This is a genomic window from Ancylobacter aquaticus (assembly GCF_004339465.1).
Taxonomy (GTDB): Bacteria; Pseudomonadota; Alphaproteobacteria; order Rhizobiales; family Xanthobacteraceae; genus Ancylobacter; species Ancylobacter aquaticus.
This window is the reverse complement of the sequence record NZ_SMFY01000001.1, coordinates 1,991,641-2,018,560: the sequence shown is the minus strand read 5'-3', so window position 1 is coordinate 2,018,560 and position 26,920 is coordinate 1,991,641. Positions and strand designations below refer to the sequence as shown.

At 64.7% G+C, this 26,920-nt stretch carries 26 protein-coding genes, 3 tRNA genes and 1 pseudogene; 17 read left to right on the top strand and 13 right to left on the bottom strand.

All coding sequences use genetic code 11. The annotated features are described in order from the left end of the window. The 3 genes from EV667_RS09310 to EV667_RS09300 form a co-directional block, all read right to left on the bottom strand. On the bottom strand, window positions 1-96 hold a 96-nt coding region (locus tag EV667_RS09310; protein ID WP_244518008.1), incomplete at its 3' end, for a GTP-binding protein. Between the two features lie 189 nt (window positions 97-285). After that, window positions 286-359: transfer RNA gene (locus EV667_RS09305), tRNA-Gly, on the bottom strand. 31 nt (window positions 360-390) lie between these two features. Then, a tRNA-Tyr gene (locus EV667_RS09300) sits at window positions 391-475 on the bottom strand. A gap of 212 nt (window positions 476-687) precedes the next feature. On the opposite strand from EV667_RS09300, the gene rlmB reads away from it, so the two are divergent. Continuing rightward, complete coding sequence (gene rlmB / locus EV667_RS09295) at window positions 688-1,509, top strand: 23S rRNA (guanosine(2251)-2'-O)-methyltransferase RlmB (RefSeq protein ID WP_207907696.1); 822 nt, start codon at window positions 688-690, stop codon at window positions 1,507-1,509. Between the two features lie 389 nt (window positions 1,510-1,898). Then, window positions 1,899-3,530 carry an MFS transporter gene (locus tag EV667_RS09290; RefSeq protein WP_131834938.1) on the top strand — a complete coding sequence of 544 codons (1,632 nt, stop codon included), beginning with the start codon at window positions 1,899-1,901 and terminating at the stop codon, window positions 3,528-3,530. A gap of 131 nt (window positions 3,531-3,661) precedes the next feature. On the opposite strand, the gene EV667_RS09285 is transcribed toward EV667_RS09290, so the two are convergent. The 3 genes from EV667_RS09285 to EV667_RS09275 form a co-directional block, all read right to left on the bottom strand. Then, a complete protein-coding gene (locus EV667_RS09285) occupies window positions 3,662-4,003 on the bottom strand; it encodes a RidA family protein (RefSeq protein WP_131834937.1) in 342 nt (113 codons plus the stop codon). A gap of 105 nt (window positions 4,004-4,108) precedes the next feature. Next, window positions 4,109-4,717 carry an OmpA family protein gene (locus tag EV667_RS09280; RefSeq protein ID WP_131834936.1) on the bottom strand — a complete coding sequence of 203 codons (609 nt, stop codon included), beginning with the start codon at window positions 4,715-4,717 and terminating at the stop codon, window positions 4,109-4,111. A gap of 36 nt (window positions 4,718-4,753) precedes the next feature. Next, entirely contained in the window at window positions 4,754-5,173 is a 420-nt protein-coding gene (locus tag EV667_RS09275; RefSeq protein WP_131834935.1) for a cysteine rich repeat-containing protein, read from the bottom strand. A gap of 473 nt (window positions 5,174-5,646) precedes the next feature. On the opposite strand from EV667_RS09275, the gene EV667_RS22870 reads away from it, so the two are divergent. Both EV667_RS22870 and EV667_RS09265 read left to right on the top strand, forming a co-directional pair. Beyond that, window positions 5,647-6,132: a hypothetical protein gene (locus EV667_RS22870; protein WP_245516052.1), complete on the top strand. Its 486-nt coding sequence runs from the start codon at window positions 5,647-5,649 to the stop codon at window positions 6,130-6,132. Window positions 6,133-6,290: 158 nt separating this feature from the next. Then, a tRNA-Thr gene (locus tag EV667_RS09265) sits at window positions 6,291-6,365 on the top strand. 125 nt (window positions 6,366-6,490) lie between these two features. On the opposite strand, the gene EV667_RS09260 is transcribed toward EV667_RS09265, so the two are convergent. Continuing rightward, window positions 6,491-7,189, bottom strand: a complete 699-nt coding sequence (locus EV667_RS09260; protein WP_131834934.1) for a sulfite oxidase-like oxidoreductase — start codon at window positions 7,187-7,189, stop codon at window positions 6,491-6,493. 95 nt (window positions 7,190-7,284) lie between these two features. Next, entirely contained in the window at window positions 7,285-8,085 is an 801-nt protein-coding gene (locus EV667_RS09255; RefSeq protein ID WP_131834933.1) for a TerC family protein, read from the bottom strand. A 450-nt stretch (window positions 8,086-8,535) separates the two neighbouring features. Here EV667_RS09255 and EV667_RS09250 point away from each other — a divergent pair, with 450 nt between their 5' ends. From EV667_RS09250 to EV667_RS09215, 8 genes are all read left to right on the top strand, one after another. Further along, entirely contained in the window at window positions 8,536-9,663 is a 1,128-nt protein-coding gene (locus EV667_RS09250) for an extracellular solute-binding protein (protein WP_245516051.1), read from the top strand. A gap of 116 nt (window positions 9,664-9,779) precedes the next feature. Continuing rightward, window positions 9,780-10,856, top strand: a complete 1,077-nt coding sequence (locus tag EV667_RS09245) for an ABC transporter ATP-binding protein (protein ID WP_131835097.1) — start codon at window positions 9,780-9,782, stop codon at window positions 10,854-10,856. Then, entirely contained in the window at window positions 10,849-11,886 is a 1,038-nt protein-coding gene (locus tag EV667_RS09240) for an ABC transporter permease (protein ID WP_131834932.1), read from the top strand. The genes EV667_RS09245 and EV667_RS09240 overlap by 8 nt, the downstream gene beginning before the upstream one ends. After that, the gene (locus EV667_RS09235) at window positions 11,883-12,680 is read left to right on the top strand and encodes an ABC transporter permease (protein ID WP_131834931.1); all 798 of its coding nucleotides are present in this window, start codon (window positions 11,883-11,885) and stop codon (window positions 12,678-12,680) included. Before EV667_RS09240 ends, EV667_RS09235 begins: the two co-directional genes overlap by 4 nt. A 101-nt stretch (window positions 12,681-12,781) precedes the next feature. Further along, complete coding sequence (locus EV667_RS09230; RefSeq protein WP_131834930.1) at window positions 12,782-13,369, top strand: hypothetical protein; 588 nt, start codon at window positions 12,782-12,784, stop codon at window positions 13,367-13,369. A 108-nt stretch (window positions 13,370-13,477) separates the two neighbouring features. Beyond that, window positions 13,478-14,470 (top strand): MBL fold metallo-hydrolase, encoded by a 993-nt coding sequence (locus tag EV667_RS09225; RefSeq protein ID WP_131834929.1) that lies wholly within the window; start codon window positions 13,478-13,480, stop codon window positions 14,468-14,470. Window positions 14,471-14,587: 117 nt separating this feature from the next. Next, on the top strand, window positions 14,588-14,833 hold the full coding sequence (locus tag EV667_RS09220; protein WP_131834928.1) for a DUF3297 family protein: 246 nt from the start codon (window positions 14,588-14,590) through the stop codon (window positions 14,831-14,833). A gap of 164 nt (window positions 14,834-14,997) precedes the next feature. Next, window positions 14,998-15,816 (top strand): NAD kinase, encoded by an 819-nt coding sequence (locus EV667_RS09215; protein WP_131834927.1) that lies wholly within the window; start codon window positions 14,998-15,000, stop codon window positions 15,814-15,816. A gap of 54 nt (window positions 15,817-15,870) precedes the next feature. Here the strand turns inward: EV667_RS09215 and EV667_RS09210 are convergent, their stop codons facing one another. Continuing rightward, window positions 15,871-17,001: a DUF2336 domain-containing protein gene (locus EV667_RS09210; protein WP_131834926.1), complete on the bottom strand. Its 1,131-nt coding sequence runs from the start codon at window positions 16,999-17,001 to the stop codon at window positions 15,871-15,873. A 94-nt stretch (window positions 17,002-17,095) separates the two neighbouring features. Then, on the bottom strand, window positions 17,096-18,178 hold the full coding sequence (locus EV667_RS09205; protein ID WP_245516050.1) for a hypothetical protein: 1,083 nt from the start codon (window positions 18,176-18,178) through the stop codon (window positions 17,096-17,098). A gap of 2,294 nt (window positions 18,179-20,472) precedes the next feature. Between EV667_RS09205 and EV667_RS09195 the strand changes: the two genes are divergently transcribed. Further along, entirely contained in the window at window positions 20,473-21,045 is a 573-nt protein-coding gene (locus EV667_RS09195) for a nitroreductase family protein (protein WP_131834925.1), read from the top strand. A 3-nt stretch (window positions 21,046-21,048) separates the two neighbouring features. Beyond that, window positions 21,049-21,648, top strand: a complete 600-nt coding sequence (locus tag EV667_RS09190; RefSeq protein ID WP_131834924.1) for a flavin reductase family protein — start codon at window positions 21,049-21,051, stop codon at window positions 21,646-21,648. 68 nt (window positions 21,649-21,716) lie between these two features. On the opposite strand, the gene EV667_RS09185 is transcribed toward EV667_RS09190, so the two are convergent. Beyond that, window positions 21,717-22,133: a type II toxin-antitoxin system VapC family toxin gene (locus tag EV667_RS09185; protein ID WP_131834923.1), complete on the bottom strand. Its 417-nt coding sequence runs from the start codon at window positions 22,131-22,133 to the stop codon at window positions 21,717-21,719. 1 nt (window position 22,134) lies between these two features. Continuing rightward, the gene (locus EV667_RS09180; RefSeq protein ID WP_425359011.1) at window positions 22,135-22,668 is read right to left on the bottom strand and encodes a DUF7662 domain-containing protein; all 534 of its coding nucleotides are present in this window, start codon (window positions 22,666-22,668) and stop codon (window positions 22,135-22,137) included. A 964-nt stretch (window positions 22,669-23,632) separates the two neighbouring features. Between EV667_RS09180 and EV667_RS09175 the strand changes: the two genes are divergently transcribed. After that, on the top strand, window positions 23,633-24,331 hold the full coding sequence (locus EV667_RS09175) for a L,D-transpeptidase (RefSeq protein WP_165901568.1): 699 nt from the start codon (window positions 23,633-23,635) through the stop codon (window positions 24,329-24,331). Window positions 24,332-24,462: 131 nt separating this feature from the next. Further along, window positions 24,463-25,119, top strand: coding sequence for a ParA family partition ATPase (parA, locus tag EV667_RS09170; protein WP_131834921.1), 657 nt, complete (start codon window positions 24,463-24,465; stop codon window positions 25,117-25,119). A 1,074-nt stretch (window positions 25,120-26,193) separates the two neighbouring features. On the opposite strand, the pseudogene EV667_RS09165 reads toward parA, so the two are convergent. Beyond that, window positions 26,194-26,456: pseudogene (locus EV667_RS09165) on the bottom strand (transposase); the annotation flags it as partial. Window positions 26,457-26,713: 257 nt separating this feature from the next. On the opposite strand from EV667_RS09165, the gene EV667_RS09160 reads away from it, so the two are divergent. Then, the gene (locus tag EV667_RS09160) at window positions 26,714-26,920 is read left to right on the top strand and encodes a hypothetical protein (RefSeq protein WP_131834920.1); all 207 of its coding nucleotides are present in this window, start codon (window positions 26,714-26,716) and stop codon (window positions 26,918-26,920) included.

Below are 26,920 nucleotides of genomic sequence, written 5' to 3'. Positions count from 1 at the left end.
GATCGCAGCCGTCAGAGACGTCTTGCCATGGTCAACATGGCCAATCGTCCCGATGTTGCAGTGAGGCTTCGAACGGTTGAACTTCTCTTTGGCCATATCTCGTTTCCTTCAGCGACACGCGGGCCGCGAAAAATCGGGCCGTGGGATAGGCGGTTTCCAGAGTTTCCGCAAGTGCCGCGTTGTGCGGCCTCTGCAGGGACGGGGATAACGCTCAGCCCTCGGGGGGTGTCAGCCGTCCTGCGAAAGGACCGCGCCGACGCCTATATGGGGACTGTTCGGGAAAAGTGGAGCGGGTGAAGGGAATCGAACCCTCGTCATCAGCTTGGAAGGCTGTTGCTCTACCATTGAGCTACACCCGCGAGGGTCGGCGCATTCTAGCGGAAGGCGACGTGGTGGGGGAGGTAGGACTCGAACCTACGAAGGCATAGCCAGCGGATTTACAGTCCGCCCCCTTTGCCGCTCGGGACACTCCCCCTCGCACGTCAGCCGAACTGCGGTGCGTCACATGCACCGGCCTGTCGACCTGACGGAAAAACCGGCGCGATGCGCGGCTCCCGTGCGGCCGGCTTTATGGTGAGGTGCCCGTGCCCTGTCAACCCCGCACGCGCCGCGCGGCTCTTCACCTGTGGATCAGGCGGGTGCCACGGGCAAATTGCCAAGCCGCCCGCGCCATGACAGAACGCGCGCATGAACGATCGTCCCAGCCGTCCGCCCGGCCGTCCCAAGCCCTCCGCCGGACGCCCCCGCCAGCAACGCCCCCGCCCCGCCGGGCGCCCCTTCGGCGCGTGGCCGGACGACGTGGCGATTCTGTATGGCTGGCACAGCGTGGTCGAGGCGCTGCGCAACCCGCGCCGCAAGCTGCGCCGGTTGATGGTGACGGAAAACGCCGCGCGCCGGCTGGAAGAGGAAGCGATACCCCACCGCATCGCTCCCGAAATCGTCCGCCCTGGCGAGATCGACCGGCTGCTCGACCCCGATGCGGTGCATCAGGGAATGCTCGCCGAATGCGATCCCCTCCCCTCGCTCAGCCTGGCCGAGGCGGCGGAGTGCGATCTTCTGCTGGTGCTCGACCAGATCACCGATCCGCATAATGTCGGCGCCATCGTGCGCTCGGCGGCGGCGCTGAAGGTCGGCGCCATCGTCACCACGGCGCGTCACAGCCCGGCCGCCACCGGCGTGCTGGCCAAGAGCGCCAGCGGCGGGCTGGAGCACGTGCCCTTCTGCTTCGTCGGCAACCTCGCCCGGGCTCTGGACGAACTGAAGCAGAACGGCGTGCTCGTCGTCGGGCTCGACAGCGAAGGTAAGGCCGACCTCGTCGACACGCGGCTCACCGCGCCGACCGCGCTGGTTCTGGGCGCGGAGGGCAAGGGCCTGCGCCACCTCACCCGCCAGACCTGCGACACGCTGGCGCGGATTGATCTTCCCGGCGCCATCGTCAGCCTGAACGTGTCGAACGCCGCCGTGCTCGCGCTCCACATCGCCCGGCGGGCCATCGGCTCGCGAACCTGATCCTTACGCTTTACTTGGCGATGGCGGGTTTTTCTACCGCAATGCAGCATTGCGGCAGTTTACGACCAATTGCCAATCGTCAAACCGTCCCAGTTTCGCCACTCTCCCCTGAGGCATGCGACGGAATCAGAGAGTTCCGCGCGCCATGACACCGGGGAAAGGCGCCGCATCCATCGTGGCGGGCCGCCTCCGGGAGGAGACAGCCCGAGCGTAAGGCGTTCCCCGCAGGGACTCCCAAACTCGGCCATCACAACGGGCGGCTCTCGCGAGCTGGTCTTTTTTTGCGCGTGCGATCGGCGTCGCACGTCTCTGCATTGGCGCGACATAACTTTGGGGAAGGGAAACACATGAGCGTATCTACCACGGGGCCGGTCGGAAAGACCGCTCCCATGACCCGAGAAGAGCGGAAGGTCATCTTCGCCTCCTCGCTCGGCACAGTGTTCGAGTGGTACGATTTCTATCTGTACGGCTCGCTTTCGGCGATCATCGCCGCGCAGTTCTTCTCGGGCGTGAACCCGACAGCCGCCTTCATCTTCGCGCTCATGGCCTTCGCCGCCGGCTTCGCGGTGCGTCCGTTCGGCGCCATCTTCTTCGGCCGGCTGGGCGATCTCGTCGGCCGCAAATACACCTTCCTCATCACCATCCTGCTGATGGGCGCCTCGACCTTCGTCGTCGGCATCCTGCCCAATTACGCCAGCTGGGGCATCGCCGCGCCGGTCATCCTCATCATTCTCCGCCTGTTCCAGGGCCTTGCGCTGGGCGGTGAATATGGCGGCGCCGCCACTTATGTCGCCGAGCATGCGCCCAATGGGCGCCGCGGCTTCTACACCTCGTGGATCCAGACCACGGCCACGCTCGGCCTGTTCCTGTCGCTGCTCGTCATCCTCGGCACCCGTACCTATCTCGGCGAGGCGGCCTTCGCCGACTGGGGCTGGCGCATTCCGTTCCTGGTCTCGATCATCCTGCTCGCGGTCTCCGTCTGGATCCGCCTGACGCTGAACGAATCGCCCGTCTTCAAGAAGATGAAGGAAGAGGGCAAGACCTCCAAGGCGCCGCTCACCGAAGCCTTCGGGCGCTGGGAGAACGCCAAGGTCGGCCTCATCGCGCTGTTCGGCGGCACCGCCGGCCAGGCCGTGGTGTGGTACACGGGCCAGTTCTACGCGCTGTTCTTCCTCACCCAGACGCTGAAGGTCGACGGCTGGACGGCCAACGTGCTGATTGCGGTGTCGCTCCTTATCGGCACGCCGTTCTTCATCGTGTTCGGCTGGCTGTCCGACAAGATCGGCCGCAAGCCGATCATCCTTGGCGGCTGCCTCATCGCGGCGCTGACCTATTTCCCGATCTTTGCCGCCATCACCCACTATGCCAACCCGGCGCTTGAGCGGGCGCAGGCCACCTCGCCTGTCACCGTCGTTGCCGATCCTTCCGAGTGCTCGTTCCAGTTCAACCCGGTGGGCACGGCCAAGTTCGTCAGCTCGTGCGACGTCGCCAAGTCCTTCCTGGCGCGCAACTCGGTGAACTACTCCAACGAGGCCGCTCCGGCCGGCACGGTCGCCAGCGTCAAGATCGGCGAAACGGTGATCAACTCGGTCAGCGGCGTCGGGCTCGACCCGGCTGCGTTCAAGGCCCAGTCCGATGCCTTCACAGCCAGCATCACGCAGGCCATCCGCACCGCCGGCTACCCCGCCGCGGCCAACCCGGCGGAGATCAACACGCCGATGGTGATCGTGCTGCTCACGATCCTCGTGCTGTTCGTGACGATGGTGTACGGCCCGATCGCGGCGTGGCTGGTCGAACTGTTCCCGACCCGCATCCGCTACACCGCCATGTCGCTGCCCTACCACATCGGCAATGGCTGGTTTGGCGGCTTCCTGCCCACCACGGCCTTCGCCATGGTGGCGGCCACCGGCGATATCTATTACGGCCTCTGGTACCCGATCATCGTGGCCCTCGCGACCTTCGTCATCGGCCTCGTGCTGGCGCCGGAGACCAACAAGCGCGACCTCGACAACTGGCACTGATGCCCTGCCCGGCCCCGTCTCCGCGATGGGGCCGGCACGCGCAATGGCTCCTCCTTCGGGACGGCGCCTGACATGAAAAGGCCCCGTCTCACGACGGGGCCTTTTTTATCGCGGTGCGTGAAACCGAATGCTCAGATCGCCGCCGCGACGACGATCTCGACCTTGTATTCCGGCGTCGCCAGGGCCGCCTCGACGGTGGCGCGGGCCGGCGTGTTGCCGGCGGACACCCATTTGTCCCACACCACGTTCATCTCGCCGAACGTGGCGATGTCGGCGAGGTAGATGGTGGCGGTCAGCAGCTTGGTCTTGTCGGTGCCGGCCTGCGCCAGCAGCGCGTCGATCTGGTCGAGCACGGCCTGCGTCTGCGCCGTCACGCCGTCGCCCTTGGCGACCTGGCCGGCGAGATACACGACCGACCCGTGGATCACGGCCTCGCTCATGCGCGGGCCGACTTCGATTCTCTTGATGCTCATGGGACGAACTCGTTCCGGTGCTGGAAAACAAAAAAAGACCGGGCACCCCGGGCGCCCGGTCGTCGCTATAACCAGAAAGATCGACGGTGGGAAACCGCCGTCGCCTCACTCAAGGCCGATGTTGAACAGCTGCACACGGCGATTGACCGGGTTGGTCGGGTCGTTCGGGGTCTGCAGGACTTCCTGCCCAAGACCGACCGCTTCCAGGCGGCTCGGATCGACGCCGAACACCGTCACAAGCGCCTGTCTCACCGCATCCGCGCGGGCCTGACTGAGCTGCAGGTTGTGCGCGCGCGTGCCGGTGGTGTCGGTGTTACCGACGATCAGGAAATGATAGTTGAACAAGATCGGGTGGTGCAGCGCATCGGAGATCGCGCCGATCGTCGAATAGGATTCCGGACGGATGATGTCGGAGTTCAGCGCGAACTGGATCTGAACCGTGATCTGCGCCAGCTTGAAGAGCTGGGCGGCGACCTCGGACTTGTTGAGGTTGAGCGGAACGTTCTGCGCCACAGCCTGCTCGGCCATCTGGCGGAGTATTTGGGCGGTGACAGTCGGCTCTTCGTCGGTCGTCGCGGTCAGGCCCTGCAATATCTGCTGGTTGCTGAGGTTCGTCTGCGCAGCCGCAGGCGTGACGGCGAACGGCAATGCGAGCATCGCGGCGAAAGCGGCATACCGGGCGCTTCGCGCGGCGCGGGCGATGATGCGGGTCATGGTCTCATCTCTCCGATGGGGCGTGGTTGCGGCGCGTCATTGCCAGCCGGCGTCGACGAGCACCTGCTTGCAGGTACCGCGGACAACCTTGCTCGACGTGATGAGACAATCGAGGATGCGCGCATCGCCAGGCTTCACGCCCGGGCAGAACTGGCGGATGTCTGCGTTGCAGATGTTGAAGGCACTGTCCTGCGCGGCATCACGCTTGGTCAGCGAAGCTACCGCCGCCGCATAGTCGGTGAAGCACTGGGCGGGAACTTTATCCTTGTTCTGCATCAGGCACTGCTGAACCTGACCGGAGCCGATGTTTACCTTCGCGCAGAACTTCTCGATCGACGGGCCGCAGCTCCTGGCGATCAGCGCACCAGCCTCAGCGTAGCTCATCGTTTGTGCCGACGCGCTGCCGGCCATGCCGGCCAGCAGCAGAGCCGCCAGTCCGACCCAAAATGCCTTCATGTTTCCAGCCTCCCAAATGGCGTGCTCTCCGATGATACCACCGGGAGGGGCTCGGCACGCACTTCAGAAAGAAAATCCCCGCGGAATCGTCTCGCAGAAGGCAGCGTTCGGCGCAATGGCGTATTTTGCTTGGTTTCGCGGGACAACCCGGTCTTTGGCAGATGTCCAGCCATCACACCGGCTTACCCGTTCGACCGGGTTAACCCTCCGATACCCCTACGTCACGGCAATGCCGCTGCCCCGCACGTCCCTAGACCCTTCATTTCGCAGGCAAATCGACCGCCGCGCGGTCTGTCGCGGCGCACGCACCGCCATCGAATCTCGTGCGCCCAGCAGCAATCGCGGCCGGGGTGGCGGCCTGTAGCGCAGGGATCGACCAGATCGCCCGTCACCTTGCGACGATAGTCGCCCCGCCGCTTGACAGTCGCCCCGGAGCGCCTCAGGCAAGGGACATCTCACGGGGGCCGACGATCTTGCGACATCTGCTTTCAGCCGTAGCGGCGCTGCTGATCACAGCGGCACCGGCATTCGCCCAGTACCCGCCGCCCTACGCCCCGGGCTATCCGAACCCGGATCAGGCCGATGACGCCAAATGCCGGTCCTGGGGCCTGGCGCCGGGCACGCGGGCCTATGCCGATTGCCGCGTGACGCTGAACCAGAATCGTCCCGCCCCGCCGCCCTATCCTTATCCGGCGCCGCCCCAACCCTGGCAGCCGGACCCGCGCCCCATCCCCAACGAGGTGTCGGACCGGGACGCCCTCTCCTACTGCGAAAAGGCCGCTCGTGCGGCGCCGACCTATCCGATCGTGAAGCTGGCCGCCAAGATTGTGGTTCCCGGTCGCGAGAAAGTGGTGTCGCTGTCCTTCAACGTGGTGAAGCCCGGCGCAAAGCCGGGCTTCTGGAACGTCGAGTGCCGTTTCCGTGGCGGCAAGATGACAAGCTTCAGCGCCCCGCGCTGAGCCGAACGGGAGAGGCCGCGCCACACGCCCGTCTTGACCGGGCGATGGTCATCGGCGAATAGAACGTTGTCGCTGCCGGCGTGAATGCCGGGGCGGCAGAAGAGGCACGGACGCCGTCCCCGTCCCGGATATGGGGCGGGTCGGCGCCGACTGGTCTTGCCGGCGTAGCACAGCGGTAGTGCAGCGGTTTTGTAAACCGAAGGTCGGGAGTTCGATCCTCTCCGCCGGCACCAGCGCCTCTCTCGGCTGCACGCTGGTCTGCAGCTTGATGATGCAGCAGCGGCTGCAGCGACGCCGGCTTGCCGCGCCGCTTCCAAGCTTGGCGCTTCTGAGCCTGGCGCTCAGGCCCAGCGCGGGCTCACTCCTCGTCGGAGTAGCGCTCCTCTTTCCACGGGTCGGCGTGGTTATGGTAGCCGTTCTCCTCCCAGAAGCCGCGCTTGTCGGCGACGACAAACTCGATCTTTTTCAACCACTTGGCGCTCTTCCAGAAATACAGGTGCGGCACCATCAGCCGCGCCGGACCGCCATGCTCGATGGTGAGCGGCTTATCCTCCCAGCTATGGACGATGAGCGCGTCCTCAGCGGCGAAATCTTCCAGGGCGAGATTGGTGACATAGCCATCATAGGAGTGGAGCAGGACGAAGCGCGCATTCTCGCGCGGCATCACCACATCAAGCAGGTCGCGCGTGGCAAGTCCTTCCCAGCGATTATCGTAGCGCGACCAGGTGGTTACGCAGTGGATGTCGGTGGTTTCCTGCGTTTGCTTCTGGGCCTTGAACGTCGCCCAGTCCCAGGAGACGGGATGCTCCACCTCGCCCGTCACGTCGAGCCGCCAGTGGTCGAGCGCGATACGCGGCTGCGTGCCGAGGTCGAGCACGGGCCAGTCGCGCACAAGATGCTGGCCGGGAGGAAGCCGCTGCTCTTCCGGGCGGGTTATCCGGCCGGTGAGGAACTTCCCCTGTCGCGCCCAGGCGCGCTTGGTGCGGGTGAGCTTGCTGTCGGCGGGCACGTCTGGCGCGCCGTCGGAAGGGGCATGCGGGTCGCTTGTGTCCGCCATTGTCCAGGCTCCTTCGAGGGAGGGAGCCTGGATCATAGCATCGTCCGGCGGCGCGGGGTGCCTGATCCCACGCCGCCGGTGTTTCCTTCCGGCGCTTACGTCGCGCTTTCAGCGGGCTTGGCATCCGGCGCGGGGTGGGGGTTGCCCGCCATCGCCTGACCGACAGGTGACGGACGGCGCTTGCGCTGGGCCATGTTCAGGCCCTCGACCAGCGCCGAGAACGCCATCGCCGCGTAGATATAGCCCTTCGAGACATGGGCGCCGAAGCCTTCGGCGATCAGCGTGGTGCCGATCAGCAGCAGGAAGCCGAGCGCCAGCATCACGATGGACGGGTTGCGGTTGATGAAGTTCGCCAGCGGACCGGCCGCGAACAGCATGGTCAGCACCGCGAACACGACCGCGATCACCATGATCGGAATGTGCTCCGTCATGCCGACGGCGGTAATGATGCTGTCGACCGAGAAGACGAGGTCGAGAATCAGGATCTGCACGATCGCAGCGCTGAAGCTGATCTGCAGCGTGCCGCCAAGCGACGCTTCCTGCTCGTCATGCGGCGCCATGCTGTGATGGATCTCCTTGGTCGCCTTCCACACGAGGAAGAGACCGCCGGCGATCAGGATGAGGTCGCGCCACGAGAACGGATGGCCGAACACCGAAAACACCGGCTCCACCAGCGTGACGATGATGGCGATGGTGCTGAGCAGGCCAAGGCGCATCACCAGCGCCAGCCCGATGCCAATTCGACGGGCGCGCGGACGGATGTCCTCGGGCAGTTTGTTGGTCAAAATCGAAATAAACAGCAGGTTGTCGATACCGAGCACGACTTCCATCGCGATCAGGGTAATCAGCGCCGCCCAGGCTGCCGGGCTGGCAGCTAGTTCCATCAAATAGTCCACCGGATCACTCCCCAGAAATCGCCAAGAGACGGGTCGGCGCAGCAACGCCTTCGCGGCGCATTAACGCACGAAGAGGCACTTTGGATCGTGTTGAAGGGGGTATCGAGTTCATCTGCACATAGTCCTGCCGGCGCGACGTCGGGAAGCGATCCGACATCACGCGAACGCCGGCGGCTCGCGTCAGAGGGGCCCGGATCAACGGGTGCGCAGAAACTAAGGCAGGCGCGCCCCAAAGCTACCCTACTCCGACATGACAGATTGTCGCACCCTTGAAGAGCTGCCGGGCCTCGTTTTGACGCCGCCACCCCTCGTGGCGCTGAACAAATCCGACAAGCGACTGTTCGCGTGCGACAGCGACTTTCTCACGCAGATGTACCGTGTCATCGTCACTTCATCGCCCCGAACTAGAGCGGACGCCGTTTCGCCCACCGGGGGCAATGGGAGGTACTGATGACCCGCTTTTCTCGTCGTGACCTGATGAAGGCCGGCGCCTTCGCGCTCGCCGCGCCTGCGGTGCTGCGCGCGAACGACGCGCTCGCCACCTCCGGCTCGATCAATGTCTATGCGTGGGGCGACTATTTCGACAAGAACACGCTGCTGGCCGATTTCACCAACGCCACCGGCGTGAAGGTGAACCTGTCCACCTACGGTTCCAACGAGGAATGCGAGAACAAGCTGCGCGCCGCCGGCGGCAAGGGCTTCGACATCATCTTCCCGTCCGTCGACACCGGGCCGAACTACTACAAGGACAACCTCCTCCAGCCGATCGACGAAGCCAAGTTCAAGAGCGCGCTGGTCATCCCCTCGATCTACCGCAACTCGCTCAAGCTCGGCGCCGCCTATCGCGGCAAGCGCTACCTGGTGCCGTTCGACTGGGGCACCGAGGGCATGACGTGGGATTCGAGCAAGTTCCCCGGCAAGAAGTCCGGCGACATATCCTATGGCGACATGTGGCTGGCCGACCACCCGAAGCAGACCGCCATCCGCCAGAAGTCGGTCTTCAACGGCGTGGCGCTCTATCTCGATGCCACCGGCGAGCTGAAGTCCGATCGCGGCATGGACCTCTACAAGTCCGAGGCCGATTCGCGCCGCGTCTTCGAGGGCGTGCTGAAGTACATCCTCGCCCATAAGGGTAATATCGGCGCCTACTGGAACAACGCCACCGAAGCCACCGCCGCCTTCACCGACGCCGGCTGCACCATCGGCCAGACCTGGGACACGACCGGCATCCTGCTCCACCGCAACACCGACAAGAAGTGGAGCTATGGCATGCCCAAGGAAGGCGGCCTCGCCTGGACCGACACGCTCGGCATCCCCGCCGGCGCCGAGAATGTCGAGCAGGCCTACGCCTTCGCCAACTTCCTTTATCAGCCGGAAGTCGGCGCGCGCTTCGCCAACACCACCGGCTACAACAGTTGCGCGACCGGCGCCCAACAGTTCCTCTCCGAGGAAGCCCGGGCAGCCTTCGATGCGGCCTACCCGGCCGGCACCATCGACAATCTGTTCTGGTGGCCGATGCAGACCGACTTCTACGCCAAGCTGCGCGGCGAGTATGTCGAGAAGCTGACCAACAGCTGATCCCGCCATCTCTTCCCGACAAAACCCATCCCCGGGCGTGTCCCGGGGATGCTCGCCCGTCTCGCGGATGGCCTCCGAGGACGTGGACGGCCCACCTCATGGCTGATGGACCCCCCATGCGCGGCAAGGACGTGCGTCTCGATCAGGTGTCGATCCGCTTCGGCGATTCGACTGCCGTTCAACCGACCGACCTCGCCATCCATGCCGGCGAGTTCTTTTCCATCCTCGGCCCCTCCGGTTGCGGCAAGACCACGCTGCTGCGCACCATTTCCGGCTTCATCGAGCCGACCGAAGGCCGCGTGCTGATCGGCGGCGAGGACATGGCCGGCAAGGGTCCCAATGAGCGGCCCACGGCGCTGATCTTCCAGAACCTTGCGCTCTTCCCGCTGATGAGCGTGGCCGAGAACGTCGCCTTCGGGTTGGAAGCGCGTGGCATGCGCAAGGCCGAGCGGCTGAAACGCGCGGAGGAACTGCTCGAACTGGTCGCGCTGAACGGTTATGGCGACAAGCGGCCGGCAGACCTCTCCGGCGGCCAGCGCCAGCGCGTCGCCATTGCCCGGGCGCTGGCGGTCGAGCCCGCCGTTCTGCTGCTCGACGAGCCGCTCTCCGCTCTCGACCTCAAGCTGCGCCAGCACATGCGCAGCGAGTTGCGCGCGATCCAGAAGCGCGTGGGCATCACCTTCATCTACATCACCCACGACCAGGGCGAGGCGCTCGCCATGTCCGACCGCGTGGCGGTGATGAGCCGCGGCAGGCTCGAACAGGTCGCGGACGCCGACACGCTCTATGCCGAACCGGCAACGCCCTTCGTCGCCACCTTTGTCGGCGAGCAGAACGTGCTGCGCGGCACGGTGACGAGCCTGGCGGATTCGCTGGCCGCGCTCGACACCCCGATCGGGCGGATCGAAGGACGGGTGAAAGGGCCGATCCGGCTGGGCGAAGAGGCGCTGCTCATGGTTCGCCCCGAGCGCATCGTGCTCGGCCCCGGCGGCGTGAACACCGTTGCCGCCCGCCTCGCCGCGCGCAATCTAGAGGGGCCGTCGGTGCATCTCCACTGCGCCGCGGCCGGCCAGACGCTCACCGTGACGGTGCCGAACGGCCCCGCCGTCCGCGAACTGCCGGAGGAACTGACCCTGTCTTTCGGCGTCGACGACGCGCTGGTCTATCCCATGGGAGCGCTGGCCCATGGGTAGCCTTTCCCGCGCCTATGGCCGCCCCCTCGCCTCCCTCATCGCCGGCATCGCGGTGGCGTGGATTCTCGTGCTGATTCTCGTGCCGCTCGGGGCGATGGTCGAGCAGTCGCTGTGGTGGCGCGAGGCCAAGGGCGACATCTCGCTCACCATCGACCGGCTCTATAACGACATTTCGCTGATCGAACTGGACCGCAGTTCCGAGACCGATCCCGCCAAACAGGCCGCGTTCGACCAGAGCCTTACGGAGAAGCAGGCGGAAATCGCCACGCTGGAAGCACAGGAGAAAGACCCGCCGAAAACCTACGGGCTGGCCAATTTCACCCGTATGAGCGGGCTGCATTTCTACATCTTCGTCCGCACCATCTTCTATGCCCTGCTGGTGACAGCACTGGCGTTAGTCGTGTGCTATCCGGTCGCCTATGTGGTGGCGCTCGCCAGCGGACCGCGCAAGGCGATCATCCTCATGGTCGCGCTCATCGTCCCCTACGCTATCAACGAATTGCTGCGCGTCTACGCCTGGCTGATGATTCTCGACTATCGCGGCGTCATCAACGGCGTGCTGCAGTGGATGGGCTTCATCAATCTCGATGCCCGCGAGTGGATTCCCTTCCTTGAGAATCCCTCCGCCGTCTTCCTGGCGATGATCTATACCTATGTTCTGTTCATGGTGTTCCCGATGGTGAACACGCTGGAGACGCTCGACCGCAACCAGATCGAGGCGGCGCGGGACCTCGGGGCCTCCACCTTCCGCATCCATCGCCGCGTCATCATTCCACACGCCAAGCCGGGCATCGCGGTGGGCTGCATCATGACCTTCATGCTCTCCGCCGGCTCCTATTCGGTGCCCGCCATCATGACGCGCGGCCAGGGCGGCGATTGGTTCAGCCAGCTGGTCTACCGACAGTTTTATGAGAGCAATAACTGGAACATGGGTTCGGCCTATGCCGTCTCGCTCCTCGTCGTCTGCACCGCCTTCATCCTTCTCATGATGCGCCTGTTCGGCGTCGGGCTGAGGGACATCGCGAAATGAGCACCGCCACGGAAAGCGCCGGCGCGCGGCTGGTGCTGAACATCTATATCGGCCTGTTCGTCCTCTACCTCTTCCTGCCGCTGGCGGTGATGTCGGCGGCGGCGTTCAATTCCTTCGACTATCCCTCGGTCACGCAATGGCACGGCTTCACCCTGAAATGGTTCGTCGCCCTGGCGCACGACCAGCGACTGTTGCAGGGGTTGGTCAACTCGGTGCTGGTGGCGCTGGGGGTCATCGCGGTGTCGATCCCCGCTGGCCTGTCGGGCGCGCTGATTCTCACGCGCCTCGGCCAGCGTTCCGGGACGATGCTCTATTCCGTGCTGGTCTCGCCAGTGCTGACGCCGGGCATAATCCTCGGGATTTCCAGCCTCATTTTCTGGCGTGAGTTCGGCGTGCCGGGCGGGCTGTTCGTCGCCGTCATGGCGCAGTCGAGCTTCATCGCGTCCTACGCCATGCTGCTCTTCCTCGCCCGGCTGCAGCGTCAGGATCGCACGCTGGAAGAGGCCGCGCTTGATCTTGGCGCCAGCCATACACTGGTCTTCCGGCGCATCACCCTGCCTTTCCTGGCGCCAACCTGCTTTACCGCCGCCGTCGTCGCATTCCTGCAATCGTTCGAGAACTACAACACCACGGTGTTCGCCATCGGAGGCGAGTGGACTCTTGTCACCGAGATTGCCTCGCGGCTGCGCTTCGGGCTCTCGCCGGTGATCAACGTCGTGGGCGTGATCTTCGTGGCGCTGACCCTCGTCGCCGCCATCGCTTATGTCGTGCTGAAGAAAAAGCCGAAGGCATAAGGCTTCGACATACCTATGCACGGTTGGCCACTGCCAGGACCCGATAAACCGGGGCCTCCGATGTCGCACACGCTCCGAACCGAAACCTTTGGGGTCAGTTCATGCGCGCCGGCACCCTTGCTGCCTTCTGTCTTCTTCTCTGTATTCCGCAGCCGGTCCTTGCCGGCAGCACGACCCTTTCCGGAAACGTGACGACGGAGCGCGCGCCGGACGATTTCAGCAACACCACAGGCACCGACTGGGGCCTCGGCGTCGCCCACACCTTCGACAACCATTTCATCATTGCGGCCAACGGCAAGTATTACGACACGGCGCGAACAACCGACTACAAGGTCAACATCGACACTTCTATCGGCTACACCCATGATTTCGGCGCCTTCACCCTGACGGGAATGGCTGGCATCGGCCAGCACTTCATCGAGTCGGACGACCCCACCAGCTTCCCCTATTATTTCTTCTCCATCGCGGCCGATATCCCGATCGCCAAGCACTTCACCTGGACCGCGCTGAAGCTGCGCTACCGCAACGCCTTCGACACCTCCAATGATTACAACACGCCCGAGATCGCCACCGGCATCAGCTATTGGGCAACCGAACAGACGGCCGTAACGCTGTTCATCGAGCGCGACTGGACCGACGGCGAGCCGGCCTATGACGGCATCGAGCTGGGCTTCAAGCACAGGTTCTGAGCCGGCTAGCCTCACCCGAACGTGATGACCCTCGTCGTGACCACCTCGCCCGTCGCCACTAGCGTGCAGCAACACGCCCGACGGGCAAGCCAACCAACGGAGTCCGCGATGAGCAAGATGTCCCGCCGCCATGTGCTTGCCGGTGCCGCCAGCCTGGCGGCGCTTCCAGCCACAGTGCCGCTGCTCGCCGCCGGCACCTCGTCGGCAGCGGCCCAGACCGCCTCCGGCCAGCAGGTGCCGAGCCTGTACCGCTACAAGATCGGCGACATCGAGGTGACGGCCGTCAATGATGGCATGCGCACCTTTCCGCTGCCCGACGGATTCGTGCGAAACGCCTCGCGCGAGGAGGTCAACAGCGCGCTCGAATTGGCCTTCCAGCCCAAGGACACGATGTCGATCCAGTTCAATCCGCTGCTCATCAACAATGGTGGCAAGCTGACGCTGATCGACACCGGCAATGGCCCGCAGCCGGGCAATGCAACCGTCGGCCGGCTCCAGGCCAATCTTGCCTGGGCCGGCGTTAAGCCCGCCGACATCGGCACCGTGGTCATCTCCCATTTCCACGGCGACCACATTAACGGGCTGCGCACTGCCGATGGCGGCCTTGCTTTTCCCAACGCCGAAATCCTGGTGCCGGAGGCGGAATGGGCGTTCTGGATGGACGAGGGCGAGATGAGCCGCGCCCCGGAAGCGCTGAAGGCAAATTTCCAGAATGTGCGGCGGGTGTTCAAGGACATCGACAGCAAGGTGAACCGATACGGATGGGACAAGGAGGTCGCCCCGGGCCTCACCTCCGTCGACGCCGCCGGCCACACGCCCGGGCATACCGCCTTCATCCTCGCCTCGGGCAATGACCGGCTGTTCGTCCAGTCCGACACCACCAACACACCGATCCTGTTCGCCCCGAATCCGGAGTGGCAGGTGCAGTTCGACATGGACGGCGAGAAGGCGGTGCAGACCCGCCGGCGCATCTACGACATGCTCGCGGCCGAAAAGCTCCAGCTCACGGGCTATCATTACCCCTTCCCGGCCACCGGCTTCATCCGCAAGGAAGGCGAGGGTTACGCAATGGTGCCGGCGATCTGGCGTCCTGTGCTCTGACGAAACAGCGCCGTCCCCCGCATGCGCTGTCGCATGCAGCCTGGGATGCGGCTTGGCAAAACCGGCGGCGCGGGGCTATGTCTCGCGCAATCGTTTCAGTGAGCCGAGGCCCCGCCCATGTCCGAACCTCTTCCCGACCGCCTGTCGAGCGACCCGAGCAGCCCGTTCCACAATGCCGAGCTCCTGGAACGTGGCGTCGGCATCCGCTTCAAGGGCGCTGAAAAAACCAATGTCGAGGAATATTGCGTCAGCGAGGGCTGGATTCGGGTCTCGGTCGGCAAGGCGAAGGACCGTGCCGGCAACCCGATGACGGTGAAGCTCGTCGGGCCGGTCGAACCCTATCTGCGCGCCGTCGAAGACTGAACGACGCGCCGGTGGTCGGGGCCGGACGTCGAGGCGCCGGCTGACCGGGCCCAGAGGACAAACCGGATTCCAGCTCGACGACGCCAGGGCCGGGCCATCGTGACCAACGCCGTGCACTCCTGGCCTTCGGGCTTCTCCATTTCACCTTGCACCGGGCTGTCCGCATGAACGAAGTCGCCCGTCCCGCCGGTTCGAGCAGCACCGAGGCCGACACGGTGCCGGCCTTCACCCGAATCGCCTTCGTCGCCAGCGAGGCGCCGGACGCGCTTCAGGCACAGGCCCGCCTGGTCGCCCGCTATGGCACGGTGGCCCCGGAGGACGCCGAGATCATCGTCGCCCTTGGCGGCGATGGCTTCATGCTGCAGACGCTGCACCGTTGCCGCGACAGCGGAACGCCGATCTACGGTATGAATCGCGGGTCGGTCGGCTTTCTCATGAACAGTTTTCGCGAGGAAGACCTGCCCGCGCGCATCGCCGCCTCGCAGCGTGTGGTCATTCACCCGCTGATGATGGAAGCAACCGACATCAAGGGACGCCAGCACCGCGCCTGGGCGATCAACGAGGTGTCCCTCATCCGCCAGTCCTACCAGGCCGCCAAGCTGCGCATCGCCATCGACGGCAAGGTGCGGATGGAGGAGCTGATATGCGACGGCGTATTGGTGGCCACCCCGGCGGGTTCGACCGCCTATAACCTTTCCGCACAGGGTCCGATTCTGCCCATCGGCACGCCGCTACTGGCTGTCACTCCGATCTCCGCCTTCCGGCCGCGTCGCTGGCGCGGGGCGCTGGTGCCTGACCGCGCTCGCGTCGACATTGCCGTGATGGAGTTTGAAAAACGCCCGGTGAATGCCACGGCCGATCATTTCGAGGTACGCGACGTGGTGGCCGTGCGCGCCCGGCTCGATCCGAACTCGTCCATGACCATGCTGGTCGACCGCGATCACTCGATCGAGGAGCGCATTCTGGCGGAGCAGTTCGGCTAGAGTGCGATCCGAGCTGATCGGCGCGTGCTCTAGAGATCTACGAGCAAGGTCCGCTCACGCCGCGAGCGTCTGCCTTTCGGATCGCTCGCGCGCCTCGCCCTGCCAACGGTGCAGCATGCCGACGATACGGTTGCCTCGTGCGCTCTCACCAGCCAATTCATAGGCCGCGAGCACGTCATCCAGAATGCGCAGGCGAAGCCCCGGCTCGGCGTCGCGTTCATCCAGATAGGTTTCCGACTGGACGACACGCAGCGCCGTGCGGAAGGCGATGAAAGCCCCGGCCGGCAACCCCAGTCGGTCATAGAGAACGCGGAAGGCCTCGCCCGAACGGTCGGCCGCAAGCGCCGCGACGTGATCGACCGAAATCCCCGAGAGCAACGACACCGCTTCGAGGAAAAGCCGCATCTGCCCCGACAGAAGGGAGCGCAGCACCAGTGCCGAGGTCAGTTCACCCCTCGCCTGCAGGCCCTGAACCAGCGCGCGGGTCTGGGTGAATTGGGGGGGTGAGGCCTGCGTCACCGTGGCCTGGTCACAGGCCTCGCGCGTCAGCCGCGCCGTCTCGGCCGGCGAGAGCCACTGGCGCTCTTCGACCAGGGCCGACAGCGCCCCGGCCACGACGCGAATCAGCGCCTGATGCGCCGCCGCCGGAAGATCCGGGCGGCTCAGCAACGCCTCGCGCAATTCCGGCACGCCGCCGAAGCGCGACACGATCTGCCCGAGCGCGAAGCCGGGAACGTCGGCCGTTCGATTTCGCACCAGTTCCAGCACGGCGCCGACATCCGCCATTTCCGCCAGCAGGGCCGCGACGGGCGCCGAAAGCCCTTGCCGTCGCGCGACGGCCGCCTGCTTGCCGGCATCTCCGCCGGCACACATGGCGATGAGTTCGCGCACATTCAGCACCGCCGAATGCTCCAGCACCAGCGCACCCGCCGGCCCCGGAAGGCGAGCCAGCTGGAGGACGACATCGGCGGGCACCAGCGGGTGGCGGCAGAGTGCCGAGGCGAGCTGAAACTGTACGAGGGACGAGGGGTCGGCCACCAGCCCCGGCAGGGCCTCGTCGATTTCCGCGCGCTCTGCGGCCCCCAGCTCGGGGCGCACATAGGCCCGGGCCAAAGCGGCGACAGCCTTGGCCCGCGCATCCTCCGGAGCGGTCCGCGCCCATTCCAGAAACTGCCGCACGATCATCGCGCACTCCCGGCCCGGTTCAACACGAAGGCGATGATGCGCGTCGGCCGCTTAAGAAAACGTTGACCATATAAGGCGCGAAGAAGGCCGGCGATCAGTCGCCGCTGCCGTCCTGCGTATCCAGCGCGCTTGGCGTGACCTGCTCGCCGACACGCACCTCGACCGAGCCGTTCTTGCCGGATTCGACATTGAAGACCTTGGAATAGGTCTTGCCCTCGAAGCGCGCGACGGCGGTGTATTCACCTTCCGCCAGTACGAAGGTGGGCTCGGCGTTGATCGATTCCTTCACGCTGTCGCCGCCCGGCGTGCCGATCGACCACTGCGTCTCGGGCAGCGGCTCACCGCCCTCCCCCTTCACCAGCCGCAACGTGACCTCGCCGGCACGATGGTGAAGCGTCGCGTCCGTCACCTTGCCCGGCGCCACGGCGAGGTCGGCCTGGATCACCGCATTGCCGTCGCCATAGGTCGAGACGACGTAATAATCGCCGGCCGGCAGGATGATGAGGTCGCCGGGAACGGCACCGCGAAAATACGGTCGGCTCGACGCCCTCCCCTGCAGGAAGCTGCCCTCGAAGAGATCATACGTCACCTTCTCCGCCGGAAGCGGCCTGTCGGCGACATCGCTGTGCAGCGTCACGGCGCCGGCGGGAACGACGAGCTGCTCGCGCCGCGATTCCTCTCCAATGACGATCCGCCGCGCCACGCTGGCAAGGCCATAGGCCACGTGCACCACATAGCCGCCGGGCGAGAGGAAGAATACAGGCGCGGGATCGGCCGCCTCCGCCACCAGCGGATAGGCACCGGAGGCTTCCGGCCGGTCGGCAAAGACACGCCAGATGAGACCTCGCGGGATCAGCCCCTCCTTCTCGCCAAACCGGGCGCTCATCCCGATCGCCACCTTTCCGGCCGGCGGCTGCGGCAGGATGGTGTGCGGGTCGCCACCCTCCGCCCGTCCGGTGGCGGGAATGCGGGCGGCCGGGCCGGCACTGCCGGAGGGCACTGTAACCGGCGGCGCGCCGACAAAGGGTAGCGCCCGCGACGGCTGGATCTGCGACGGGTTGAACGGCGACAGCGCCGGGGCCGGCGACTGGAACGGAGAGAGCTGAGCCAGGCGCAGCGGCGGCGCGGAAATCGCCTCCCGCGCCACGGCACCTGCCGGAAACGCCAGCACGGCCACGACCAAAATCGCAGCGCGTCGGCGGACGCCGGTCGTTCCGGCCCGGCCGCGCGCAACGGCCTGCCGAACACGGAACACGAACCGGCGAACAGAGGAATGAGAAAGCTGAGACATCGCTGCCGTTGGTGCCTTCAAACAGAGGCAAATTCAAGTCACCTCTGGCGCGGCGCTCCTCGCCTTGCCGCCGGCAGGAGCAAGGCGCAGCCCCTGCCTCGTTGATGGACGCCGCTCATGGCCATCGACAGTGCCCCTGCATCCCGATCGGGCCGCCCGCACCCAACATCGATTCGAGCGGCCATATCGCATGGTTAGCTGTCGCAGCTATACGGGTACATCCCGGGCCGGGATGTAAGGCGGGGGTTGCTAGACCAACCGAGCCTGACCGGAGCGACCCTTTTGAACATGCACGAGATGCGCGGAGGATGTTTCTCGGACGCCTCTGGTGGGTCAGATTGTTGAAGGCGGGCGGCGAGTCGCGGCGGCTGAGCGGCAGGGACTTCCGAACGCACGGCCTGGAGTGGCTATTCCGGTTCCCGGCCGGCGGCGGGCGGATGCTTCATGACCGGGACTCGGCGCCGAGCCGGACGCCGCATGTGATCACGTCGGCGACGATCGCAGCCGTCGAGGCACTTTGGCGGCGGCGCCTGAGCGGCACGGCCGCGCTCGACCGTCGGCGCGCTCCTGCGGCGCAATGCCGGGGAGCGGCCCTTGCGGGAGTCCGGGCTCGGCTGCCTGTGGGCCCTCTATCCAGGACCGCCGAAAAACCGCCGCGAGTGGCAGAGTTGCGGCAGAGCACCGGCGAACTGATCCCGTCGATACCAGGAAGCTCGGCCGTATCGACGGCATCGGCCATCGGAGCACCGGCGACCGCACCGCCAGAGCTGCCGGCGGGGGCGTGGCGGGAAATGCGTACGTCGCTAACGACGATGTCGCCATCGACGATGCCTCGCGCCTTGTCTCCATCGAGGTGCTCGCCGACGAGAGGAACGAGACGATCCGCGCCTTCACGATCTGCACCTTCACGATCTGCGCCTTCACACTTCTGCCATCCGGGCCATCACGTCGTCGGTGCGTCATGACATCAGGGTTGCCCGTCTCATTTCCGATAATGGCCGCGCGGGCGGGAGCCACGACGTCCGCCAGATTCTGGTCGAGCGCGGCATCCGCTATATCCGCCCCCGCCGCGACACAGCCCGCACCAATGGCAAGGCCGAGCGCTTCATGCAGACATCGTTCCCCGAACGAGCCTATGTCGCGGCAAATCAATCGTCTTCCAAGCGCGCCCAAAGCCATGCCGCGCTGGGATCGTGCCTACCACACGCGAGACCAAGTTCAGCCCTCAACGGGACTCCGCCATTCCCAGGGCCGAAAAACTCGCGTTGAGACGACAGCAAGACCGCGCTACGCAACATCATGGTCTCCGGTGGCCGACGGTGCGAGGTGGCGACATCACTGTTCACCTCGCGCGCAAGCGACGGACCCGCTTTTCGGTAAAGCGACGAGACCGCGATTCACGACGCAGGCCCGAAGACGGGAGAAGACCCCGCCACGACGGACACACCGTCGTGGACTGAAGCCCTGTCTTGCCAGAACCTGGCAAGGCCTGACCTGCCCGAACGTCTGGCCTTGCGTGCCCCACGGTCGGACTATCCTGGGCCGTCGCGGAAAACTCCTTCTTTCGGCGCACCATGCCAAAACGCCTGCCAACGGCGTGCGGGGGGAGTTCGGGCGACCTTATATATAGCGGAGCGTCAGGCACGCTTCACGGGCAACCGCGCGGGGGCATAGCAGCAAGCGCGGAATCGGCCGAAGGCTTGCGCACGGCAATCAATGCCGCCTAGTGCCTCGCCCGCTCCGTGTCACTTCGTGGCATTGCCCCGACGTGCAGGAGCAAAGCGTCGCCGCCTTTTCCGCCGCCCTTCGCTCTTATGCGCGCGCGGTGCGTGGCGACGTACCTCTTTACGCGAATACGCCTCTGCTGCGCCCTATGCCTCTTCCCTGCAAAGGACCGACGCCCTGACCGCCTGGATCGGCGCCTCCCATCTCGCCGCAGCACACGCTGACCCAGGGCGAGGGCCAGGCCGGCCAATCCTTCGGATTTGACATCTGGAGGTCGCGCCCGCCAGCCTGCAACACACGCTGGCCGGATGACGCGTTCCTTTCATGGAGTCGGAGCCGCATAGAGTCAGACCAGGACCCGATCAGATTGGCTCAATCCGATCGGACCGCGCTTCAGAAGCCATCTGTATCCGGGGCCATCTCGACAGCCCTATGCTCACCAACGGAACCACCCTATGACCCTCGCCGGTTCTGCCCTTGATCTCCTGAAGTCTCGCAAGAGCCCGAAGGTTTTCGATCTCGCCTTTCCCGGGCCGAACGCCGCCGAGCTCGACACGATGCTGGCGATCGCCTCGCGTGTGCCCGATCACGGCAAGCTTGCCCCCTGGCGCTTCATCCTCTTCGAAGGCGAGGCACGTCGTCGGGCGGGTGAGGCCATCGCCGCCGTCTTTATGGCCGACAACCCCGAGGCGGAGCCCGAGCGCGTCGCCATCGAAAAGGCGCGTCTCACCCGCGCCCCGCTGGTGATCGCCGTCATCTCGAAGGCCGCCCCGCACGTCAAGATTCCGGAATGGGAGCAGACGCTTTCCGGCGCCGCGGCCTGCACGCTCCTGCTGCTCGCCGCTCACGCCCAAGGCTATGCGGCCACCTGGCTTACCGAATGGTACGCTTATGATGCCCGGGTCCGCGCCGCGCTGGGTCTGTCCGAGGCCGAGCGCATCATCGGATTCGTGCATATCGGCACGCTTGCCCGTCCGCAGGACGACCGCCCCCGGCCCGCCCTTCCCGACCTCATCAGCCGGTACTGAGTCATGTTCTACGAACCCGCCCGCAAAAATCACGGCCTGCCGCACAATCCGCTCAAGGCGATCGTCGCGCCGCGACCCATCGGGTGGATTTCGACACTGTCGCCGGCGGGAGTGGCCAACCTTGCCCCCTACTCCTTCTTCAACCTGGTCAGCGAAAGCCCCGACATCGTCATGTTCTCGAGCGCCGGGTTGAAGGACACCGTGCGCAACGTGGTGGAGACACGCGAGTTCGTCTGCAACCTGGCGACGCGGGAGCTCATGGAGGCGGTCAATCTCACCTCAAAGACCATTTCGCCTGGCGAGAGCGAGTTCGACCTCGCCAAACTGGACCGGGCTCCCTCGCGGATTGTGAAGCCGCCCCGAGTTGCCGCCTCTCCCTGCGCCCTCGAGTGTGTCTGGATAGACACAATCGACGTCGCCGACCGGCACGGCAAAACCTTCGGCCGGCATGTCACATTCGGCGAAATCGTCGGCGTCCATATCGATGAGCGCTTCATCGAGGATGGCCTCGTCCGCACCGATAGGTTGCACTCACTCGCCCGCGACGGCTATTTCGACTACTCCTGGGTCAACGCGGTGACATCGCTCCCCCGCCCGCGCTGACCCTCCCCTCGCCGCTCCGATCAACTAGGTTCCGCACCCGGCCAAGGACGGCCAGCCAGTGGTACGCCCTAGCAGCCCACGGCCTGGAGATAGCCGGTCTCGGCGTAGTCGAGCATGATCCGGTCGCGCGTCATCAATCTGTAACCTTGATCGCGCGCCGTCGCGATCAATACCCGGTCCACCGGATCAAGCGGCGGCACTCCGGGCAGGAACGAGGAGGCGATCAGCGTCTCCGGCGTCATCATCGCGATGCTCATGCCCGGAAGGCCCGCCAGCGCCGAGAACCATTTGGCAGGCTCCATGGCGAGGCGCACCCGCCCCTGCTCGACGAGCTTTCCGATCTCCCAGGCGGACATCGGCGAAATGGAAATGGGCGCCCCACGCAGGCGCGCCTCGATCAAAGTGCCACGCGCCTCATCGGAAATCGGCGCTCCCTGAGCCACCCATAACGCCGCGCATGTGTCGAGGAGAAGAGGCATACCCATGTCAGTGATCCTCCGGCCATTCAACGCCCAATGACGGATTAAATTCCTCAGGCGAATGGAGCTCGGCATCACCGTTGCGCGAAGGCCACACCTCCTGCAGCGGTTCCACCGACCGCCGCGCCGAGTCAGTCTCCCCCCCTTCATAGAGATAGACCGGCGCCGTGCTCGGCAGTGTGAGGTCGGTGCCTGGTTCGATATGCACCGTTCCCTTCAGCCCTCCAAACAGCCCGGCCAGGGGCGACCCCGTCGACGCGGGCGCCACCCGAGTCGCCCCTCCGGACGCGACGTTTGGCAGATGCCGGCTAAACACCAATTTGCGCGCGGTCATGTCGACTTCCTCGGAACGGAAGCCGGCGGAGAGCCACGCTTTGGTCATAACACTGTTGGTTGGATTGTTGCTCCACCAGGCACGATGATTGAACGCCGACTGCGGAAGTCGTGCTCCAACAATCCGCTCTATGTCCTCAAACGACATAGATATTCTCGGTTGCGTTCGACTGGAAAGATAGGTCGTCAAGGCGCTGTACTTTGACATAGGAAGCCCCCGAATTGATCGGCAGAACCTAGCTTACATATGTCAGTGTAAATTTTCAGTGCCTGCATTGACCCCGCCAACCCACCGGCGAGCCGGATCGGGGGCTTTGTTTCGCGGTTCTGCAACGCTCCTTCGGGGGTCAACGCCCCCGCAAAAACACGCTAGACGCACGCCAAGTTTGAATAACAACAGAGCTATTTATTTATCTGTACTCACCGAGCGATGCTCCGCCAATCATTTATTCGATACATCATAAATCTGCTATATCTTATTGATTTAAAATCGTTTTAACAAAACTCGAAAACGCTCGATGCCGACGGTTTGCCCCAAACATCGACAAACAGATCAGGTCAGCAGTGATACACAGTAACTCTTTTCAAACGTCAGTGAAACTGAATGGACCAGCTCTCCTGACGCTTCGAATACACCCGCCGCGTTATCGACGATACACGCTAACGCTCACCACGGTCGCGCCCGCCCAAATATCCCAGATCGGCACCCGCAGCCGCCAAACCGCCCAAGACCCCCGCGCTCTCCGAGCACTCGAACAGCCAGGCTGACGACCAACATGACGCACAGCCTGGCCTGGTTTCGCGTCTCAACTCTAACTGTTGACCTATTCAACTCGACGGTGACTTATTTTCATTTTGTTTCTAAGGAATTTTTCTCAAACATCTGATTTTCAAATATTTTCTGATTTACCAAAATGGCCGCATTCGCACTCATTTGGAATTGCATCAGGCGCATTTTGTCCAATTGTACCGACGAAAACTAAGTTAGTGCAGAATGTTGATTTACGCATTGGGCGCCGTAAAGGCACTGACAGTCACAACATTTGCCCTGGCGGCACGAATCGCGACAGCCCGAAACGCCCTCGTAATGGCGTATCCGCTAGGATCGCGGCAAGGACTTGTTTACCAAGATTGGATTAAGATTCTGCGAACGAAGCCGAAGGGGTTGCACCATGTCCAAACTTCATCGTCGTGCCATTCTCGGGCTCTGCGTAGCCGGTGCGGCGGCTGCACTTGGCGGGTGCAAGCGCACCACTTCCGCCAGCGCCCCACTCGCTTCGTCGAGTCCCATCTCAGCCTATGCGGCCAATGGCATGTACGGACCGATGGCGGACAAATTTCCTATCGCGGCTGTCGATGTCTCGCAGATCAACCCCGTCTATCTCCGGCGCGAAGTGGCCTATGCGTCGAGCTTCCCGCCCGGCACGGTCGTCATCGATCCGAACGCGCACTTTCTCTATCTCGTCCAGCCTGGCGGGACCGCGATCCGTTATGGGGTAGGCGTCGGCAAGGAAGGCTTTGGCTGGAACGGCACCGCGACGATCAACTCCAAGCAGGAGTGGCCGGACTGGTACCCCCCGAAGGAGATGATCCAGCGCCGCCCCGACATTCAGGCTCAGCTGACGCGCCTGCAGGGCGGCGAGGGCGTTGCGGGCGGGCTGTCCAACCCATTGGGCGCTCGGGCCTTGTACCTCTGGCAGAATGGCCGGGACACGCTTTACCGCATTCACGGCACCCTGGAGCCCGACACGATCGGAACTAACGTCTCGTCAGGCTGCATTCGGATGATCAATCAGGACGCCATCGACCTTTACGGACGGGTCGGCGTCGGCGCCAAGGTTGTCGTCCTCGGCTCCAATACAGGCGCGTGAGCGTCATGCCATGATGGCGTCTCGCAACTTTTGCGGGAATCCGAATTACGTCGTCGTAGCTATCTTTCGATCGACAGTTTTGTTGCATTTTTAACACGCTGAAAGTTCCGCATCGGAATGGAGGGCTTTCGATGAGTGGTAAAATTATCACAATCGCTCAGCAGAAGGGCGGGTCCGGCAAGACGACCTTGGCGGCCCACCTGGCTGTTGCTTTTTCGCAGCAGCTGGTGCCGGGGGTCGAGATGCGGGTGGCCCTTCTCGATTGCGATCCACAGGGGAGCCTCGGTGAATGGTTCGAGGCGCGCGAGGCAACGCTGGGGGAGGAAGGGACCGGCCTGTCCTTTCGGACCGCCTCCGGGTGGGGAGCGCGCCGCGAGGCGCGCAGCCTGGTGCGCGACTACAGCTTCGTCGTAATCGACACCCCGCCGAAATCCGACGTGGAATCCCGCCCCGCCATTGAGGTTGCTGATCTGGTCGTGGTGCCCGTGCAGCCGACACCGATCGACCTATGGGCCACACGACCGACGCTGGAGATGATCGCGAAAGAGGGCACATCGTGCTTGCTGGTGATCAACCGGGCGCAATCGCGCGCCGCCCTCACTCAAGAGATGGGAACCGCGATCGAAGCCCTCGGCCATGCTGCCGCACGCGCGCGGCTCGGCAATCGCGTGGGTTTCGCCGCCAGCATGGGGCGTGGGCTCACGCTGCTTGAAACCGAGCCCGGTTCAAAAGGCGCTGCCGAGATAGGCGCGCTCGCCGCCGAGTTGCGCGGCTATCTCGGCACATAGGCTCAGGGACGGCTAGGTCGAGGGGAAGAGCCACGCCCGGGCGCCGTTCCCGAATCTGCTCTGGCCGAATTGAGTCTGCGGGGTACACCCGGCAGTAGGGGCATCGGTGTGGCACCGGCGTAAGTCATCGATCCAGGACGGCCTGGCGGGGCGCCGGAAGACCGAGGCGGGGCCGGAGACCCTTGTTTTCCAACCACCTGACGAGAACGGCGGCTCCGCGAGTCGGCTTGGGCAATTCTCATCGCGGCAGCCCTTGGGCTGCTCCACCAACGACCCGCGACGTGGTTGATCCGAGTTCCCTCTCAGTTACCGGGTGCGCCTTCCCGCCGACACCGCCTCCGCCTGGCGCGTGCTGGCGGCGTCGGCGGGAAGGCCGGAGAGATGGTATGTCCGCTCGGCGGTGGAACGAGCGCGCGCGGTGAGCTAGGCTTTCGCATCCGGCAGGGCGACCACTGGGACCGGTCCTCTGCGCCGGCCGTCCGTCACTTTGAGCCGTACGGCAAGGCGCGCCTTGAGCGTGCTGCCGGTCCCGCGCCGCCAGCAGCGCGCTGCGCCAGGATGCCTTGCCCGGTGTCTTCACCGCCGAGAGCGCGGCTACATCTGGGCACGTGAGTCGCGCGGGCGGCGCGGGCGGGCCTCCTTGGGAATGTCAGGGCGACGTCGGCGATGTACACTTTATGCCCCGCGCAGACGCCACCCCAGGTGCCACGCCCACTCGCACCCTGCCGCAAGGGGCGCTCAAGCCAAATCCGGCGTCATACAGCACACAGCCGTAGCGTACCCCTGCGGCCGGGATGTGGTCGATCTCATCCTACGGTGACCCCGGACCAGCTCGTCTAGGCCCGGCTTGCACCTTGCACACGCGCCCGCGTTTGGCACAGAGGATCGTTCGTCCAGCTGTCCGCAAGGCTCCCCCAAGGCCGCCCGTGCCTCGTCGAGTGTCCGCGCGATAGGGACCTGCGTCCGGCAGTTGGCGTCTCGCCAAGCTTGGTTACGGATTGCGGGGCGACGGCTACCGAATGCCTGCCCTTCTCGGGTTTCGCCGTGTCGTCGATAATTGGGAGGGGGGTGAGCCACGGCTTTGCGCCGTGCATCGGGCGTCACCATTTTTTGAACTGACATCCCTCAGGATGACGTTTTCCAGCATCTGCTCCGCCAGGAGCTTCTTCAGCCGGCGGGCATTGGACACGTCCATGCCGCCGTACTTGGCCTTGAACTTGTAGAAGGTCGCCGAGGAGATGCCGTGCCTGCGACAGAGGTCAGCGGTCTTCGCGCCCGCCTCCTGCTCCTTCAGCATCGCGATGATCTGTTTCCGCTGTGAACCGTGACGCCCGCATCGTCCGTCTCCATGGTCGGCGGACTCTACTCAAACCTGGAGGAAGATCAGGGGCTCAGGTCAGGGCTCAGGTCATCCATCGCGCGGGCCCTCTCGCAGGCGGCGAGCGGAATAAGGGGATCAAGGACGAGGCTCTGGGGCGTTACCGAAGCGGATTGAACACCAAGAAAGGCCACATGCTGGCCGATGCGCTGGGTCGGCCTCTGCCCTTCATCACTACGACGGGCCCGGTGGGCAACCTGGCCGCAGTTCGCAGCCTTGATCGAAGGTCAGTCCGGCGGCGCCGTACTCGCCGACAAAGCCTACGACAGCAATGTTTTCCGCAGCCAAGTCGCAGACATCGGCGCGGCGGCGATCCCATCCAGCCGCACCCGGAAGATCATCATCCCGCACGATGAACGGCGAAACCGTATCGAAAGCTGCTTCAATCGCCGCAAGCACTTACGCCGCTTCGCAACACGATGA

Bases quoted from the DNA above. Each gene is read 5' to 3' on its own strand.
- rlmB (WP_207907696.1), top strand. From the start codon at position 688: ATGAACGATCGTCCCAGCCGTCCGCCCGGCCGTCCCAAGCCCTCCGCC.
- EV667_RS09290 (WP_131834938.1), top strand. From the start codon at position 1,899: ATGACCCGAGAAGAGCGGAAGGTCATCTTCGCCTCCTCGCTCGGCACA.
- EV667_RS09285 (WP_131834937.1), bottom strand. From the start codon at position 4,003: ATGAGCATCAAGAGAATCGAAGTCGGCCCGCGCATGAGCGAGGCCGTG.
- EV667_RS09280 (WP_131834936.1), bottom strand. From the start codon at position 4,717: ATGACCCGCATCATCGCCCGCGCCGCGCGAAGCGCCCGGTATGCCGCT.
- EV667_RS09275 (WP_131834935.1), bottom strand. From the start codon at position 5,173: ATGAAGGCATTTTGGGTCGGACTGGCGGCTCTGCTGCTGGCCGGCATG.
- EV667_RS09260 (WP_131834934.1), bottom strand. From the start codon at position 7,189: ATGGCGGACACAAGCGACCCGCATGCCCCTTCCGACGGCGCGCCAGAC.
- EV667_RS09250 (WP_245516051.1), top strand. From the start codon at position 8,536: ATGACCCGCTTTTCTCGTCGTGACCTGATGAAGGCCGGCGCCTTCGCG.
- EV667_RS09245 (WP_131835097.1), top strand. From the start codon at position 9,780: ATGCGCGGCAAGGACGTGCGTCTCGATCAGGTGTCGATCCGCTTCGGC.
- EV667_RS09240 (WP_131834932.1), top strand. From the start codon at position 10,849: ATGGGTAGCCTTTCCCGCGCCTATGGCCGCCCCCTCGCCTCCCTCATC.
- EV667_RS09235 (WP_131834931.1), top strand. From the start codon at position 11,883: ATGAGCACCGCCACGGAAAGCGCCGGCGCGCGGCTGGTGCTGAACATC.
- EV667_RS09230 (WP_131834930.1), top strand. From the start codon at position 12,782: ATGCGCGCCGGCACCCTTGCTGCCTTCTGTCTTCTTCTCTGTATTCCG.
- EV667_RS09225 (WP_131834929.1), top strand. From the start codon at position 13,478: ATGAGCAAGATGTCCCGCCGCCATGTGCTTGCCGGTGCCGCCAGCCTG.
- EV667_RS09220 (WP_131834928.1), top strand. From the start codon at position 14,588: ATGTCCGAACCTCTTCCCGACCGCCTGTCGAGCGACCCGAGCAGCCCG.
- EV667_RS09215 (WP_131834927.1), top strand. From the start codon at position 14,998: ATGAACGAAGTCGCCCGTCCCGCCGGTTCGAGCAGCACCGAGGCCGAC.
- EV667_RS09210 (WP_131834926.1), bottom strand. From the start codon at position 17,001: ATGATCGTGCGGCAGTTTCTGGAATGGGCGCGGACCGCTCCGGAGGAT.
- EV667_RS09195 (WP_131834925.1), top strand. From the start codon at position 20,473: ATGACCCTCGCCGGTTCTGCCCTTGATCTCCTGAAGTCTCGCAAGAGC.
- EV667_RS09190 (WP_131834924.1), top strand. From the start codon at position 21,049: ATGTTCTACGAACCCGCCCGCAAAAATCACGGCCTGCCGCACAATCCG.
- EV667_RS09185 (WP_131834923.1), bottom strand. From the start codon at position 22,133: ATGGGTATGCCTCTTCTCCTCGACACATGCGCGGCGTTATGGGTGGCT.
- EV667_RS09180 (WP_425359011.1), bottom strand. From the start codon at position 22,668: ATGTCAAAGTACAGCGCCTTGACGACCTATCTTTCCAGTCGAACGCAA.
- EV667_RS09175 (WP_165901568.1), top strand. From the start codon at position 23,633: ATGTCCAAACTTCATCGTCGTGCCATTCTCGGGCTCTGCGTAGCCGGT.
- parA (WP_131834921.1), top strand. From the start codon at position 24,463: ATGAGTGGTAAAATTATCACAATCGCTCAGCAGAAGGGCGGGTCCGGC.